A 17,020-nucleotide genomic window follows, 5' to 3' on the forward strand; every position below is an offset into this window, starting at 1 on the left:
TTGTCATTGTGCCAGTTCGTAATTAGGAAATAATTATGCAAATTTTGCATAAGATCGAGGGGCGCGATTAAATGGACATCAAATGGCTAAAAGACTTGCTCCATGTCGTTCAATTGGGGAGCTTCTCGCGGGCCGCTGAAACCCGCCACGTCACCCAGTCCGCCCTCAGCAGGCGTATCCAGTCACTAGAGATATGGGCCGGATCGGAATTGCTGGATCGTTCGCACCATCCGATCACACTGACCCCGCAGGGTGAAGACTTTATCCAGACGGCGCGAGAGATCGTCGCCATGAGTGAGGAGGCACAGTCTCGTATCGCTGCCTCAGCCCGTACGGCAGACTATGAGGTGCATCTTGCCTGCCTGCATACTCTTGCTCTTGCATTCGTGCCGAAACTTGTGGCGGATTTGACGGAACGGATTGGACCTTTCGGTATCTCGATTACTGCCGACGCGAGAACCGTCGAAGAGTATCTTCTCAGTCTTACCAATGGCAGCAGCGATATGTTCCTGTGCTACAGCCATCCATCGGTACAATTCGATATCGATCAGGAGAAATTCCCTAGTCTGGTGATTGGCGAAGATGCGATGGTGCCATATTGCGGCCCCCAAGATGCAGAGTCCTATATCGGTCCAGCCAATCAGAGTGAAATTCCTTACCTGAAATATGCTGATTCGACATTTATGGCGCATGTGGTCCGTTCGATCATTTCCGCAAATGACTTCGGGTACCGTTTGGTCCCGAAATACCGCGCGTCGTTGGCCGAAAGCCTTATGACCGCTGCGGAAAAGCGGCTCGGCCTTTGCTGGGTTCCGCACAGCTTGATCGGAGAGGGCGCTCCAGGTCCTGAAATGATACCGGATGAGTGGATGTCCCCTATGAGTATTCGCATCTTTCGTTCGGTCGAAAATGACAATCCGGTGGTCAAGCGGATATGGGCCGCGTTATCCGATCCGGTTTGAATGGCCGCACTCACTCGGTGGGCGCGTCCGGCCGCGGAAACGAAACACTCATCAATCACGCTGACTGATCATACGGTTCGCTCTCCCTTGGACTGCTATATTCTTGCTCAAGCAAACGGTTCGCTGCATGATGGGCGTAACAGGGAGATACACGATGTTCGGGCTGACCAAATTACTATCCGGCGCTGCCGTCATTTCGCTTGGCATTGCCGGGTCATCGGCGCTGGCTGAAACAACCTATATCCACGCAGGCTCGGTGATTGCCGATGCTTCGGGTGAAGCGAGCGGACCATCGACCATCATTGTGACTGACGGAAAGATCGTCTCAATTCAGAACGGCCATACAGAACCTTCCGGAGATGCCGAAACAGTCGATCTGTCCGGAAAAACCGTGTTGCCCGGCCTGATCGATTTGCACACCCATCTGTCGGGTGATCCCAGCGGAGAATTCTGGCGCGCTGCAACCAATCCGCCCGAATGGTATACTTTGCTGGCAGCCAAAAATGCGCGGATCACAGCATTGGCGGGCTTCACCACGGTTCGCGATCTGGGTTCGCGGACCGATCAGGTGACACAATCTCTGCGACGGGCAACAGCAAGCGGTGTGGTACCCGGCCCGCGGATCGTCACCTCTGCGCGGACCATTGCGATTGTAGGCGGACACGGAGACATCAACGGCTTCCGGCGAGAAGTGAATGATGCGCTGGGCACCAGCTTTGCCTGTACCGGTCCGACCGAATGCGCGGAAATGGTGCGGACGGCTTCGAAATACGGCGCCGATCTCATCAAGATAACTGCCACTGGCGGCGTCCTCAGCCAGCAGGGGCGCGGGCTGGAGGCGCATTTCAGCGATGCCGAGATGAAGGCGATTGTCGATACGGCGGAATCGCTGGGCCTCAAAGTTGCTGCTCATGCGCATGGTGCGCGCGGGATCGAGGCAGCGGCACGTGCGGGCGTCCATACGATCGAGCACGGCACCTATATTGACGCGCAGGCGGGCCGCGTGATGAGAGAGAACGGCACGATACTGGTACCGACGCTGATGGCGTTCCAAGGCATAAGGGTGAACCTTGGCAAGGGGTTCTACACGCCGGTAGTCGAGAACAAGATCAGAGAAGTCGGTCCGTTCGCAGAAAGCATTGTCGAGCGCGCCCGCGAATACGGCGTGAAAATTGCCTTCGGCACCGACGCCGGCGTGTTCCCACACGGTCAGAATGCGGGTGAGTTCGGCTTGATGACCAAGGGTGGAATGACCAATCGGCAGGCTCTGGCAAGCGCGACTACCGTTGCTGCCGAAGTGATCGGGTTGGAGAATGAAATCGGCCGCATCGCGCCCGGTTATTCAGCAGATATTATTGCGGTGGATGGTAATCCGCTAACCGATGTGGCTGTGCTCGAAGATGTCGACTGGGTAATGGTGCGCGGGCGGATTGTGGAGTGATCCTAAGCGCGCTCGCTTTGGCGGTCTCGCAAGCCCCTGCCGCCTCGCAGGAAGCGCCGATCTGTCAGAGAGAGCTAGTTGTTTTGGGCGCGGGTCAGGATGCAGGTGCTCCTCAGATCGGTAATGCGGATGATGACGGGCCGCGACTGCTGCCAAGCTCGCTCGCGGTGATCGATCGCGAGAACGGCCAGCGTTTCTTGTTCGACGCATCCCCGGCAATTTCCGAACAACTCGCGATGCTAGATGCGATTGCGCCGCCGAAGGACGGTCTTGGTCTGGACGGCATTTTCCTCACCCATGCACATATCGGGCATTATCTCGGCTTGGCCTATCTGGGCCGCGAAGCGGCGGGCGCGAGCAATGTGCCGGTCTACGCCATGCCTCGTATGGCTGAGTTTTTGCGGACGAACGGGCCGTGGTCCCAGCTGGTTTCGCTGGGTAATATCGAACTGCGCGAGATGACGGCGGACGGTTTTGTTGTCACCAGCGACGAATTCGGCGTTCTGCCATTCAGCGTCCCGCACCGTGACGAATATTCCGAGACGGTTGGCTTTGTGCTGATGACTCCTGACCGGCGAGCGATCTATCTTCCCGATATCGACAGTTGGGAGGCGTTTCTCGATCAGGAGAACGGTGAACCAGAAGCTCTCGTTGCCGGTATCGATTATCTGTTCGTCGACGCCACATTCTATGACGATGATGAGTTGCCCGGCCGTGATATGTCAAAGATCCCGCATCCGCGCGTGATCGAAACTATGGAAGCATTGAAGCAATTGACCGCGAGCGACCACGCGAAGGTCCATTTCATTCATTACAACCACACCAATCCGATCCGCGATCCGGACAGCGCTGAAAGCCGTGAGGCGAAAGCCAAAGGCTTCAACATCGCGCGGCGCGGTGACCGGTTTTGCCTCGACTGACGCCAATTGATCGAACTGCGATACCCGTTGATCGAAGCGCGCGCGCCTTGACGCCGTGCACCGGACTACCGCACGGTAACAAGATTCTATTGTCAGGGGACCACCACATGATTTTTCTTCGTTCCGCGCTGATCGGCGCATCCGCTCTGGTGCTCGCTGCTTGCGGTGCAAACGATGTCGAGGTCGCTTCAGCGAACACGGTAGCGGCTACGCCTGCCGAGACCGCTGGTGCTATAGAAGGAGCACCCGGCGCTGAAACGGAGAGCGAGAAGCTCTCGGCCCTGTTCGCCGCTGCTGACGAAGCCAATCTCAAACTCAATCCGATAAGCGCGCTGTTCCGCGGGGATATGCGCTATGCCGACCGGATCGGTGACTTTCTGACCGACGAATATGTCGAACAGGACATTGCGAACGCGAAAGCCAATCTGGCCGGCCTCGCCGAGATTGATCGCGATATGCTGAACGCGACGGACCGGATCGCTTATGATGTGTTCCAATATAATCAGGAACAATCGCTCAAAGGCAATTCGCCGGAAATCCGCGCGCTGACCGAAGTGCGTCCGGTCAACCACTTCAGCGGATTCCACACTTTCTATCCGACTTTCGCCAGCGGGCAGGGCAGTGCGCCTTTCGCAACGGTGGAAGATTACGAGAACAATGTCGCGCGGCACAAAGACTATGTCGCGATCACCGATCGTTCGATTGACAAATTCCGCGAAGGGATGGCCAGCGGCGTTTTTGAAACGCAGCTGACAATCACCAATGTGATCGAGCAGCTCAACACGCAGCTCGGGCAAGGCATTACTGACTCCCCCCTATGGGGCCCCATGAAGAAATTTCCCGATGATTTCTCCGATGAGGACAAAGCCCGCCTCGAAGCCGATCATCAGGTGGCGATCAGTGAAATATACGCGGTCCATGCGCGGCTGCGCGATTTTCTGGTAGAGGAATATCTGCCAGTTGCGCGCGAGAGCGTTGGTCTGAGCCAGATGAAGGGCGGTGACGTCCTCTATGCGCAGATGATCGAGAATACGACGACTTTGCCGCTGACTGCCGACTATCTGCACAATCTGGGCCTTTCGGAAGTGAAGCGCATCCTTGAAGGTATGGAAGGCGTCAAACAGGAAGTCGGATTCGACGGAACCCTGCAGGAGTTCTTCGAATATTTGCGCACCGATCCGAAGTTTCAGCCCGAGAGCCGGGAGTGGCTGACCCAAGATTATTACCGGATCGGCAAGATCGTGGATGCCAAGATCGATGACTATTTCTCGCTCACGCCGGAAACGCCGCTGGAAATTCGCCCCTACGAACCGTTCCGCGAGAAATTCCAGGCGGGCGGGTCTTATCAGGCGGGTTCAGCCGACGGTTCCCGTCCCGGTATTTTCTACTTCAACGCTTACGACTTGCCGAGCCGCAACATCATCGGCAACACCACGCTCTATCTGCACGAAGGCGCCCCGGGGCATCACTTCCAGATCAGTTTGGCGCGCGAGAATGAAGACATTCCCGCGTTTATGCGCTTCGGCGGGAACACCGCCTATGTCGAAGGCTGGGCGCTCTATTCGGAGACCATCGGATACGAGATGGGCTTGTTCGATGATCCCTATCAGCGGATGGGCACGCTCGCCGACGAACAGCTCCGTGCAATGCGGCTGGTGGTCGATACCGGTCTCCACACCAAAGGCTGGACCCGCGATCAAGCGATCCAGTATATGATCGACAATTCATCGATGGGGCAAACCGACGCCACTGCCGAAGTGGAGCGTTACATCGCGATTCCGACGCAGGCGCTGGCGTATAAGGTCGGTGCGCTCAAGATTCAGGAACTTCGCGAGAAAGCCGAAACTGCGCTGGGCGACGATTTCGACATCAAAGGTTTCCACGCTCAAGTGCTCGATACCGGCGCTTTGCCGCTGCCCGTGCTGGAGAAGAAGATCGAAGACTGGATTGCCAGCCAATCCATGTAATCGGGCCCTTCTAAGGGCTCTGTGAGAAATATTGGTTGCGTTTGTAACCGGATCGCATGCTGTCGCGAACAGGGGACAAGGGCGAATTGCGCCCGAAGCGTTAATACGTAGCAGGGACTATCAAAATGGACATTACCGCAAATCGCTCGGCAAAGCTGACCGCTGTTCTGCTACTTTTCACCGTTATCTCGAAGCTTCTTTATGTTGGCATTTCGTCCGGCGGAAGCGAGCCGCCACGGATGCTGATCTGGACTGCTGAAGCAGTTGCCTTCCTTGGCATCTCGGTTTTCGCACTGGTCGCAATGGCGCGGCAATCGGCGCATAGCGCGCTGTGGGCAGCAATTGCAGTCGGCGGCATTCTGAATGTTATCCAGGTCGGTATGGGTCTTGCGATGTTTGGTCCGCTCAGTGATGCCGGCGAAGCACTAGCCCCGGCGTTCACTGCTGTATTGGCGGGCGCATTCTTTCTGTATTTCGCATGCAAGTTTCTGTTCGGCTTTGCGGCAATCCTCCTGAGCGCGACATTGTTCAATGGCGGCGGCGTGGCGAAAGCTTTGGCGGGTTGGCTGTTCTAGCCGGTATCGTAGCTATCGCTACTAACCTTTACAGCATGGCCGTGGGTATGGAGATTGTCCGTCCCGCTGGCGGCGCAGGCACGGCGGCCACTCTGTTCCTTGCGATTGGTATTTTGATGATCAAGTCAGACGCCGAAGCGTAAGTGAACTTCTTCCAGTAGTAAGAAAGCCAAAAAGAAAGGCGGTGGGGGTCGCACTCCACCGCCTTTCCGTTTCAGGTGTTGCTGGTGTTAACCAATGGGCATTAGAATTCGCCAGCAATACCCGCTTTGACCGCGGTGTTTTTACCGCCGCCATAGGTGGCCCCCAACGTGATCGCGAAATCACCTTCGAAGCGATGCGTTACACCGGCCGAGAAGCCAACATGCCCGCGGAAATACGACACGTTGGACGCGTAGCTGGTTTTACCCGCTTCGCTTGGGAAATGTGGCTGCGCCATCGCAGCAACGGCCGCGATACTCTGGCGCAGATCCTTGCTTTGCACGGCTGCGAGGTCGAACAGCTCGGTCACCTGGCCTTCCAGATTTCCAACCCGCGTATCCAGCGCGCCAAACTGTGAATCGGTGACGGCTGAGATGGCTGGAGCGGTCACACCAAGGCTGGCAGTGCTGCTGACATTCGGAGTACTACGTGTGCCAGCTGCTGGGGCGTATTCCGGTGGACGTTCCGCAACGGTAGCGTCTTCCCCGAGTGCAGCAACTTCAACCGGTTGAGCCGCTGTAGTCAACTCCTGCGGTGCTGCCGATGCGAGGGCTGGTGCGACTGCTCCCGTATCAACTGGTTCCTGCAGCACAGTATCCTGTGCAACCATTCCCGATGAAACACCGCGCTCGATAATCGACGCACCAGTCAGCTGTTCCGGCGCTGCACTTACAGGTGCATTCGATACAAGCGCTGGTCCGCCATCGGTGCTGGTCTGCGCAAAATCACCCGGAACAGGTGAGGCTACAGGTGAAGTCACTGGTGCTGCAGCGACTGCTGGAGCCGCAGATGGTGCAACGGCCATCATCGTGTTGCTTGTTGCTGCAGTCGATTGCGATCCGCTTGGCGCGGTCGACATTGACGGCGCAGGAGCTGAGCCCACCGGCGTGTTCACAACCCCCAAATTGCCGGCGCTATCGACTGTCACATAGAACGTATCGCCGGACTGAATGTTGTTAGACGCGATCTGCGGCAGGCCGGGCAATGTGTAGCTATTGCTAGTCGTGCCGAGCACAAACTGGTTCGTCCGGGTCGCAAATGCCGAGTTACCAATAGCAACTGAGTTATCGAAGCCGGCCCTTGCAAACGAGCCTAAGGCAACACTGAGATTGCCATTCGCTCTGGCTTGATATCCCAGTGCGTTCGACCGCGTACCAGCAGCTTGCGAAAATGCACCGATGCTGGCGGACTGCAAGCCCGCGCTGGCCGCTCTGAAGCCTAACGCAACTGAACTGCTCCCTGACGCCGTGGTCAATGAGCCAATGGCCGTTGCGTCGGTTGCAGTCGCTTTAGCCAGGAAGCCAAGCGCAGTACCGCGCGTCTGGGTCGCAGTTGCTAAACCGCCAAGTGAAATTGCATTCTCTCCCTCGGCCTTGGCCAAGCGGCCCAGCGCGGTCGAGCCATTCCCTGATGCTCTGGCCAATCGACCCAGCGCAGTTGAGTCGGAGCCGGTTGCCTCGGAATCCGAGCCAACTGCAACGCCATTCAGGCCGGTCGCAGTGCTGTCTTGGCCTATAGCTACCGCGCCTGCCGCAGTTGCCATTGCGCCTATGGTATCGATGTCCGAACCATCAACACCGATGGCAATCGCGCCTTGGCCGGTCGCCATCGCGTTGCGGCTGAGTGCTGTGCTGTTAAAGCCGGTGGCGATAGAGTCGCCGCCCAGCGCGACTGCACCTTCGCCTGCATTCGCGACATGGCCGATAGCCACGGCATCAAGAGCGGTTGCCGTGCTTTCCTGACCGATAGCGATAGCATTGCCTCCGGTCGCAAGAGCCACAGTGCCGGTGCTGTTAACCGCGATATAATCATTGCCCGCAGTCGCCAGCGCAGCCGTCAGTTGGGCAACATTGACGGCATCGGTATCTTGCGTGCCTGCCGCGACATTGACGATTTGGCGGGTGAAGCCAGTGGTTGGATCGTTGCTCCCGATTGACAACGCGTTGCCGCGATTGGCCACGGAATTGGCACCCAGTGCGATTGCCCCCTCTTCAGATGAGGTCGCGAAAGCACCCAATACCAGAGCATTGTCCGCAAGCGATTTGGCGTTGACGCCAATTGCAACCGAGAATTCGTCCCCATTTGCTTCGGAACCGTTACCGACTGCAACGCCAGCAAAACTTGCGGCTTTCGCCAAGGTGCCGACAGCTACGCTGCTGGATCCTGAGGTAATCCCGCTATTCGCAAGGAAACCAACCGCAACCGAATTGCTGCCATTTGCGTTTGCGCGCTGACCCACCGCAGTACTTTGTGTGTGGGCGACTGAGGAAACACCGACTGCAGTTGCATTTCCGCCAGTGGTGCGTGCGCTATTACCCAGGGCAACACTGCTGCCTAAAGTTGTTGGCGAAGAGGCAGTGTTACTTGCGCCCCTTCCGATCGCAACGCTATCGCGCAGTTCACTCCGTGCGCCTGCACCGAGGGCCATTGAACGATCACCGGTCGCACTTGCGGAAAGCGTACCGCCGTCATTCACATCCAGAAAAATCGAGCCGGCGTTGGCAAGTCCTGCGTTGAGCTGCGCCACAGTTACAGCGTCGCTATCATCAACACCGTCGGAGATATTGACGAGACGGCGTGTGATTTCGTCACCTGCGCCAACTGAGGTTTCTTCACGCCCGAAAGAAACCGTAAACGCTTCTGTAGCGGCAGAGTCTCGGCCGAGAGCGATGCTGTTGTCAGCAGAGGCAGTCGATGCCCGCCCGATGCTTAGCGCATTGGTACCCGAAGCGGCCGCTTGCAAGCCCATAGCTATGGAACTTGCATTGGCGCTGGAATCGCTACCAACCGCGATCGCAAAACCGCCGGACGCCTCGGAAGAGGCGCCCAGCGCAATATTGTTACCGCCGCTGGCGCGTGCACCGCTCCCTATAGCGATATCAACGGTTGATGTCGCTAAGCTGCTTAGCCCTATTGCGACACCAGCAACTCCACTAGCTCTTGATGATTGTCCGATCGCGAGCGCATTCGAGCCGCTGGCATCGGCGGCGGTTCCAGTGCTGTTGATGTCGACATAGTCACTGCCAGCCCCCGCGACAGCCGCATTCAGTTGCGTCAGATTGACCGCGTCGGTGCCGCCCGTAGCGGCAGCGACATTGGTGATCCGACGCTCGCCGCCCGATGCTCCAACAGAAACCGTGTTGGCCACATCGGCAACCGATCCCTGACCCAAGGCGACGGCCCCTGTTGCAGACGCGTTGGCATCGACGCCAAGCGCAAGCGAAGTTGCCCCGCTTGCCATTGCGCCATTGCCCAAGGCCGTGCTGGCCAAGCCGGTCGCCTGTGTAAGGACACCGATAGCCAGCGCGTTGTCAGCCGAAGCAATCGAGCCGGTGCCGAATGCGTTGGAGAAATCACCTGTTGCCAGCGCGCCCGCTCCGTAGGCGGTACTGAACGTTCCGCTGGCGACTGAGTCTATTCCGATCGCTACATTGCCCGCAGAACTTGCGAGCGCCCCAACGTTGCCAGCGTCCTCGCTGTCGGCACCGATTGCAATGGCTCCATCACCGGTAGCGTTTGAAAATTCGCCAGCGGCGATTGAGTCCTCGTTCTCAGCTTGCGCTAAAAAGCCAATGGCAATTGCGTCGGTCGCTGTAGCTCTGGCAGAAGTGCCGAGTGCTGTTGAAGCATTGCCCTCCGCTCTGGCGCTGGAGCCTATTGCGGTCGCCTGAGGTGCTGACGCTTGCGCGGCATTTCCGACGGCGACTGCAAAAACATTGAGAGCTTTGGCTTCGTTACCCAATGCTACAGAAAAAATGCTGGTTGCTTGCGAGTCATTGCCAATCGCCACCGCGCGCTCACCATTCACGTCGGAATTGGTGCCCATAGCAATGCTGTTAGCGCCCGCCGCACCGCTGTTTTCACCGATGGAAATGGCGCCTGCACCAGTCGCGCTTGCAATCGTTCCAGTGCTGTTGACGACGACATAGTCTTCACTGGCGAAGGTCGCGGCGGCGGCGGCTGCGTTGAGTTGCGCGAGATTGACCGCGTCGGTATTGCCTGTGGCGGCAGCGACATTAGTGATCCGGCGCTCGTTGCCGACCGCACCGACCGAGACTGTGTTCACTTGATCAGCGAGCGAATTAGCCCCGAGCGCTATGCTGTTGTTTGCAGAGGCATTCGCAAGGACGCCCAGCGCAACAGCTTCATCTCCTTGTGCGCTTGATGCGCGTCCGACCGCTGTCGCTTGTGAACCCGCTGACGTTGATCCGCCGATGGCAACGGAAAACGATCCGGCATTCGCGTTCTGGCCGACAGCAGTGGCTTCAGTTCCCGTGCCTCTGGAGCCACCGCCTATAGCAGTCGAAAAGAGGCCCGTAGCTTGAGCGTTGGTGCCAAATGCAGCCGCATTATCCCTCGATGCGGTTGCAACGCTTCCTACAGCAGTTGCATTGTTCGCTGAACTGACTGCTCCTTCACCAATCGCGATAGCATCGTCGCCCGTGGCGTTGGCGGCGGTGCCGGTGCTGTTGATATCGACATAGTCATTGCCGCCTGCCGCTGCCGCGACTGCATCAAGTTGGGCCTTGTTAACTGCGTCGGTACCTGCAGTTCCGGCAGCGACGTTTACAACTTTCCGTTCGTTGCCAGATGATCCGACTGAAACGGTGCCTGCAACACTTCCGACCGAGTCACGCCCGATTGCAACAGCGCCATTCGACGCGCGCGAGTCCGCACCAAGCGCGACCGATCCTGTTCCGCTCGCCTGGGCACCTAATGGATTGATATCGCCTGCGTGTCCGCCAATCGCGATCGCGCCCGCTCCGCTTGCTCTCGTACGCGGCCCCACTGCCATCGCGCCATTAGCGGTCGCAAAAGCGTTGAAGCCCAGCGCCATGGCATCTTCAAAGCTCGCCAATGAGCTGTAGCCTAGGGCCGTCGATGATTTCCCAGTTGCGCTCGAAGTATCGCCGACCGCCGTCGAACCAACGTTCGAGGCAATACTGTCATTGCCAAGCGCAACAGTGTTAAATGATGTTGCTTGGGAACTCATCCCGATAGCGACGGAGTTTGCCCCGGTGGAAAGAGAGTCATTGCCGATTGCTATCGTCGAATTGCCGATTGCTCGCGCTCCCAGTGTATCGGCATCGCCACCATCGCCGCCGATTGCTATCGATTCGATCTGATCCGCCACTGCACCTGAACCGATCGCAGTTGCGTTAGTGCCGGTTGCCACAGCGTTATTTCCGCATGCGAGCGCGCCATCTCCTCCATTACTCTGGGCACCGCCGAAACTGTCAACAAACCCATCGTCATTGGTGTCGAGCGCACAGTCTTCTGCCTGCGCTTCGCTCGATGCCATACTCAAATTGGCCACCGCAAACGCGGCCGCGCCAGCGCTCATAAGATAGGCGGATTTTGATTTGGTGAAACGGATCATAACGGTGCCCTCATTGGTTAATCAGTCTTAACTGTGACGGGCCTATCATCGCGCGGGCGGCTGCTGTATCGCCCAAACGGGTGATTGCAGGGGGAGCGAAAATCGTGTCGGTTCTGGCGAATCGGTCGCAGATTTTCAAAGTGTTCAGACAGTATGCAAAGCACAGTTTCTCAGCCAAATCAGGGCGATGTTCCGCGCCTGACGCCTTGGCAGCTCACCAGTTACGGTCTGCTGACTATGCCGATTGCGATGGCCGGGCTGGCGCTGCTGACATATCTGCCGACATTCTATGCGATTGATATGGGACTCGGGCTGGGCGTGGTCGGCGCGATCTTTTTGGGCGGGCGGTTTCTGGATATCTTGACCGATCCGATGATCGGACATCTCAGCGACCAGACACGCAGCCGCTTCGGGCCGCGCAAGCCGTGGATGGCGGCGGGGATTGTCGGTTTCTGCGCAGCCTTGTGGTTCTTGCTGGTTCCGCCGGGCGATATCGGGCCAGCCTATCTAATTATCGCGGGGACAGTGTTTTTCATTTCTATGACGATGCTGGACGTACCTTATTCATCGACCGGACTAGAGATATCGCCCTATGTCGATGAACGCTCGCGACTTGCCAGTGCCAAAGCGGGATTTCAGGTGGCCGGGGCGTTGCTGGCGGGCACTATGCCGTTGCTGCTAACCACGAGCGCCTCCGGCTCGCTGCCCGCGATTGCGATCAGCGCGATTGGTTTGGCGGCGCTGGGCTTTCTGCTGTTCATCGCCTTCGTGCCCGCCAGAAACCGGGTCGAAGCGCGATCCAGCGCGGGGATAACCGCGTCGCTCAAGACCATCTTGGCTGAGCGGCGCTACAAATATCTGCTCGGGCCCTTCTTCATTATCCAGACCGCCAATGCGCTGTTTAGCGGGCTTGCGGTCCTGTATATTACTTTCATTGTCAAAGCGCCCGGGCTGGTGGGGCTATTCATCGGTCTGCTGTTTCTTTCGACCGCCTTGTTCTTGCCGCTGTGGCTCGCGGTGGCGCGGCGTGTGGGTAAGGCGAAATGCTGGCAGGCAGGCATCATGATCAGCATGGTGGCATTGTTGGCAATGCCGCTGTTCGGAGAAGGCGATGTGGTGGCGATCTGTATCCTCTTCGCGGTGATCGGCGGGACTTTTGGTTGCGACGCAGTGATGCCCACATCCATGCTGGCCGATATCGCCTCCGATCATGAAAGTGAAACCGGCGACCGGCTGTCGGGCGTCTATCTGTCGGTTAAAAACGCGGTGTCCAAATGTGCTTTCGCTGCGCCGATGGGGCTGGCCTTTCCGGTGCTAGGCTATCTGGAATTTGAGACCAGCGAGACGCACGATCCGGTGACTTTGCTGGCCTTTATGGGATTCTTCGCATTGATCCCTGTCGCACTAAAATGCGTGGCAATCCTGATTATGAGGCGTGGGCCGGACTTCCATACCGCGCAGGCTTCGTGATACGCGCTCGATAATGGATCAGCCCGAACTCCTTGAATCCGAAGACCTTACTTTGCTGCGCATGGAGCAGGCGCGGCTGCTGAAAGAGCGCGCATGGGGTTCGAGTGTGCTGGTCGCGTTTATCGTCGTCTACACGGCGGTGATCATGGCGCTGGTCAATTCGCGGACGATCGCCGCCATATGGTTTGCGCTGGGCACGACTATGGTGGTGGTCGCCTATCTCTACGGCAAAATGGCTGCGCGCGACGGGATCACGCGGGACAACGTCGGCACCTTCCTGCGAGGACATATGGTTGTTTCAGCTATTACCGGCGTGGTCTGGGGCGGCTTTGCGATCTACCAGATGGACTATTCGTCGGAGCTGACGATTTTTCTCGGCTGCCTGACGGTATTCAGCATCACCATTGGCGGTTTGTTGCCTAGCTCCGCCTACCGCGCAACCTATATTGCGCTTGCGAGCACTTCGCTTCCGCCGCTCGGCTTCTACATCGCCTTTACCGCGCCTGGTGGCATCGCGCTGCTCGGGATGGGCGTGATTGTCTATTATCTGTTTGCGATGTTTGTCAGCGCACGGGTGGAAATTGATACGCGCGAAACAATCGCCGCGCGTAATGCCCGCGCGCTCAATGACAAGATCGTCACGCAGAACCGGCTATATCTGCGGGCGAGCGAAGAGAAGTCACGCTTCCTTGCCGCGACCAGTCACGATCTGTCGCAGCCGCTGCAATCGCAAGGCTTCTTTATGAAGGCACTGCGCGACATGCTGGAGACGCAATTGCAGCACGAGATGCTCGACAAAGTTGAGGAATCGTGGCGCGCTCAGAAGGAGTTGCTGCAGGGCATTGTCGATGTTTCACGGATCGATAGCGGCGCGATTGTCCCGCGGATCGTGCCGGTAAAATTGGCCGAAGAATGCCGCAAGCTGGTTGATGAGTTTGCATCCAACGAGCGCAGCCCGCAGTTGGAGAAAGTCGAATTTGACGATGTGGAAGTGGAAACCGATCCACTGTTGCTCGCGCGTGTCTTGAGCAATTTGTTGTCCAATGCCCGTAAGTTCACGCCGCAGGATGGCCATGTCAGCTTCTATACCGAGCGGGTTGGGCAGGTTGCACGGATCACGATTAGCGATAGCGGCGAAGGTATTTTGGAGGAGGATCAACATCGGATCTTCGATGAGTATGTCCGCGTTGGCAGCGAAGGCGGGTCGGCGGGCCTTGGATTGGGATTATCGATTGTCCAGCGCCTGTGTGCGTTACTCGATATAGGCATTGATCTGCGATCAAAGCCTGGTGAGGGGACGACATTCTATCTGTCGGTCCCGCTCGCGGGTGCGCATGTCGACGGACCGGCAATCGTTGCCACTGACAATGATGCTTTCGATGGCGCGCCATTGGTCGTGCTTGTCGATGATGAGCCGGCAGTCACCGAAGCGATGGCAGCGGTGCTGACGTCATGGAAATGCCAAGTCATATCGGCGAGCAATTCAAAGCAAGCACTCGAAATTGTTGCTCTGACTGAAAGCGATCCGGCACTGCTGCTCATCGATAAGCGGCTTGGTCCGGATGATGACGGTGTCGATTTGATCGTGGCCATTCGCGAAGAGTGTAATGCCCAAATTCCTGCAATTCTGATGAGCGGCAATCTGGGCAATCTAGCTGGCTATGATGAGAGTGACGCCATTATCTATCTCAATAAGCCAATTGAGCCGGGCGATCTCAGAGTCGCAATGCAAGACATGTTGCAGACCGGGCGGAGGCGGAGTCCGCACAGGCTTAGGTGTCGGTGCTAGAGAATTCCCAATGCCTGCGCAGCCCTCACCGATGCGGTGCGCTTGTTCACTTTCAGCAATTCGAAAATCTGCTTGATGTGAGTCTTCACTGTGTTCTCGCTGATCGACAATGACCGGGCGATTTCCTTATTGCTCGCGCCATTGGAAATCAGCTTGAGAATTTCGATCTGCCGTGTGGTTGGCACTGGCACTTCGGACCCGTCTCCATAGATATCGGCAACGTCTCCAAAATTGCTTTCGGTGCCGTCGCCGGCATCGGGCGCATAGTGCGGGAAGTATGTGCCGCCTTGCAGCACTGTCTCGATAGCTTCGATTAGTTCGGCGTCGTCTGCCGACTTATGGACAAAGCCTTGCGCATTGAGCTGGCGCATTTCAGCCAGTGGCGGTGATGTGTTGATGCCCGAAATCATCAGCACGGGAACGTCATGACGTCCGCGCAAGGCAGCGATAAAAGCAAGGCCATTCATGCTGCTCATCATCAGATCGCAAATCACCAGATCAAATCGCGATCCGTTGTCCAGTGCTTTCAGTAGGTCGACGGGCGTATCGAATGGCTCGACGCTGCAATCATGCTCGATCCGCTCAAGCAGAAGCGAAAAACCCATCAGAAACAGCCGGTGATCGTCAACCAGCGCGATGGACATCGTGCCAGCCTTCGGTTGTTCCGGCCTGTCGGTTGCGACTGTGTTCAAGTGGAGGCCCTCATCTCGCACTGCGGGCCGATCCATACAGCCGATCCCGTCGCAAGTCTCATTTGCCAACGAGCATAAATTGTCAATGGTGACAACTTACCTAGCGAACCGCTCTGCCGGATCAGAACGGCGTTCTCATGCAGGTTTCTGTCGGGTCGATTGGGCCGTTGGTCGTTAGGGGATAGCACATTGGGGGCTACTCTGCTGGAAGCGCAATCGATAAAATCGTGCTGACAGAGAGGGTTCAATTATGGGCAGAGATATGAGCGCGCATCACGCTGCGCAGGTCGTGGCCATCGCGCTGATCGCAACAGTGGTGACGCAAATTCTGTATATGGCCACGTTAGGCGGCCCGCAGCCTGCCGACTCTGCCGCTGGCCTCACCAATGCCGATATAGTGCGCTACGTCAACGATAGGTGGAGCGAAGTCGCCATAGTTTGGACGACCGAAGCCGTTGCCTTTGCCGCGATTGCGCTGGGCGGTCTCACCGCGATGGTGCGCGGCGGTGGCAGCCGCGTGGCATGGGCAGCGATTGCTTTGGCGGGCGTGTTCAACCTGGTCCAAATCGGCATCGGCCTTTCGCTGTTCAAGCCCGCCGCGCTGGCGGGTGAGGAACATACTTGGGTGTTCTGGATGATCGTGAGCGGTGCGTTCTCGTTCTATTTCCTCGCCAAGGCATTTATCGGTCTCGCCGCGATTGGCTTCGGGCTGTTCTTGCTCAAGACCAATAATGCGATGGCAGGGAAAATTGTTTCCGGTATCGCGATCATTGCGGGACTTGCGGCGCTGGTGTTGAATATTGGCGCACTCGGTACCGGCATGAGCTTGCTCTTCCCGGCTGGTGCTGCCGGAACCTTGGCGGCGATCTTTGCCGCTATCGCAGGTTTGATGGCGGCAAAGCGCAGCGAAAGCTAGTTTGTTGGGCCACGCTCAACAGGACGCATCAGCGATGACGAATAAGGCTGGAGTAAAGCTTCAGCCTTCCGCCATTCGCCATAAAGCCACAATTCCTGTGCCCCCGGATCGGCGGGCAGGATAGCGGGCATCCGCTCGCGCCCCTCGCGCCGCAGCGCTGCATTGGCTTCACAAGTGAGCAGGGCAAAGCTCGGTACCTCGCTGTCCTTCCACACGCCTGCCATCGCGAACAGCGGCTGGTCGGTGGGCGCGAACCACATTTGTTTGCGCCGGCCCTGCGCATCGACGCCAGCGCTCCATTCCATGAATGCCGTGGCGGGGATCAAACAGCGAAACTCGCTATTGCGCAGATTGCCGATCCAGAACGGACTATGCGGATTGCGCACGGTCAGCACTGCGTTGCGTCCATCATATTGAACGCTGGGAGGTGGCGGGACACCCCACATGCGCGGTGTGATCCGCCGTCTACCCCGGCTGCGTATCGGACCCGGTATCAGCTCGCGTCCGGCGGTAATGACCGGCGCAAAGCTGGATGGCGCAACATGGCCGCCCGGCCACGGATCATCGCCGCGCACGGCACCGAATGTTTCGGCTATCGTCGCAGCGTCGGCGTCAAGGCGGAAGAGATGTGTCACGCAGTCCGGTTGTGAACCGAACGGCCCACAGAGGCAATCGCTACTCGATCCGGGTCCGGCTGCGTGCGGCTT

Annotated in this window: 11 protein-coding genes; 8 read left to right on the forward strand and 3 right to left on the reverse strand. The window is 57.7% G+C overall.

The features are described from left to right. The first annotated feature begins 71 nt into the window (after positions 1-71). The 5 genes from GRI35_RS04505 to GRI35_RS04525 all read left to right on the forward strand — a co-directional run bounded on the left by GRI35_RS04505 (position 72) and on the right by GRI35_RS04525 (position 5,865). Positions 72-962: a LysR family transcriptional regulator gene (locus GRI35_RS04505; RefSeq protein WP_160613065.1), complete on the forward strand. Its 891-nt coding sequence runs from the start codon at positions 72-74 to the stop codon at positions 960-962. Between the two features lie 154 nt (positions 963-1,116). Further along, the gene (locus tag GRI35_RS04510; RefSeq protein WP_160614754.1) at positions 1,117-2,403 is read left to right on the forward strand and encodes a metal-dependent hydrolase family protein; all 1,287 of its coding nucleotides are present in this window, start codon (positions 1,117-1,119) and stop codon (positions 2,401-2,403) included. Then, complete coding sequence (locus GRI35_RS04515) at positions 2,400-3,323, forward strand: MBL fold metallo-hydrolase (protein ID WP_290258941.1); 924 nt, start codon at positions 2,400-2,402, stop codon at positions 3,321-3,323. The genes GRI35_RS04510 and GRI35_RS04515 overlap by 4 nt, the downstream gene beginning before the upstream one ends. Positions 3,324-3,430: 107 nt before the next feature. Continuing rightward, positions 3,431-5,290 (forward strand): DUF885 domain-containing protein, encoded by a 1,860-nt coding sequence (locus tag GRI35_RS04520; protein ID WP_160613066.1) that lies wholly within the window; start codon positions 3,431-3,433, stop codon positions 5,288-5,290. Positions 5,291-5,415: 125 nt separating this feature from the next. Further along, entirely contained in the window at positions 5,416-5,865 is a 450-nt protein-coding gene (locus GRI35_RS04525) for a hypothetical protein (protein ID WP_160613067.1), read from the forward strand. A 244-nt stretch (positions 5,866-6,109) separates the two neighbouring features. Here GRI35_RS04525 and GRI35_RS04530 read toward each other — a convergent pair whose 3' ends face one another. Continuing rightward, positions 6,110-11,446 carry a beta strand repeat-containing protein gene (locus tag GRI35_RS04530; RefSeq protein ID WP_160613068.1) on the reverse strand — a complete coding sequence of 1,779 codons (5,337 nt, stop codon included), beginning with the start codon at positions 11,444-11,446 and terminating at the stop codon, positions 6,110-6,112. A gap of 153 nt (positions 11,447-11,599) precedes the next feature. On the opposite strand from GRI35_RS04530, the gene GRI35_RS04535 reads away from it, so the two are divergent. Both GRI35_RS04535 and GRI35_RS04540 read left to right on the forward strand, forming a co-directional pair. Further along, on the forward strand, positions 11,600-12,916 hold the full coding sequence (locus tag GRI35_RS04535; protein WP_160613069.1) for an MFS transporter: 1,317 nt from the start codon (positions 11,600-11,602) through the stop codon (positions 12,914-12,916). A gap of 13 nt (positions 12,917-12,929) precedes the next feature. After that, positions 12,930-14,705, forward strand: coding sequence for an ATP-binding response regulator (locus tag GRI35_RS04540; protein WP_160613070.1), 1,776 nt, complete (start codon positions 12,930-12,932; stop codon positions 14,703-14,705). On the opposite strand, the gene GRI35_RS04545 is transcribed toward GRI35_RS04540, so the two are convergent. Next, on the reverse strand, positions 14,702-15,433 hold the full coding sequence (locus tag GRI35_RS04545) for a response regulator transcription factor (protein WP_160613071.1): 732 nt from the start codon (positions 15,431-15,433) through the stop codon (positions 14,702-14,704). The two genes, GRI35_RS04540 and GRI35_RS04545, sit on opposite strands and share 4 nt — an antisense overlap. A gap of 226 nt (positions 15,434-15,659) precedes the next feature. Here GRI35_RS04545 and GRI35_RS04550 point away from each other — a divergent pair, with 226 nt between their 5' ends. Beyond that, positions 15,660-16,313: a hypothetical protein gene (locus GRI35_RS04550; RefSeq protein WP_160613072.1), complete on the forward strand. Its 654-nt coding sequence runs from the start codon at positions 15,660-15,662 to the stop codon at positions 16,311-16,313. On the opposite strand, the gene GRI35_RS04555 is transcribed toward GRI35_RS04550, so the two are convergent. Further along, entirely contained in the window at positions 16,310-16,948 is a 639-nt protein-coding gene (locus GRI35_RS04555; RefSeq protein ID WP_290258939.1) for an SOS response-associated peptidase family protein, read from the reverse strand. The two genes, GRI35_RS04550 and GRI35_RS04555, sit on opposite strands and share 4 nt — an antisense overlap. Positions 16,949-17,020: the final 72 nt, after the last annotated feature.

The organism is Pontixanthobacter aestiaquae, from assembly GCF_009827455.1.
Classification (GTDB): domain Bacteria; phylum Pseudomonadota; class Alphaproteobacteria; order Sphingomonadales; family Sphingomonadaceae; genus Pontixanthobacter; species Pontixanthobacter aestiaquae.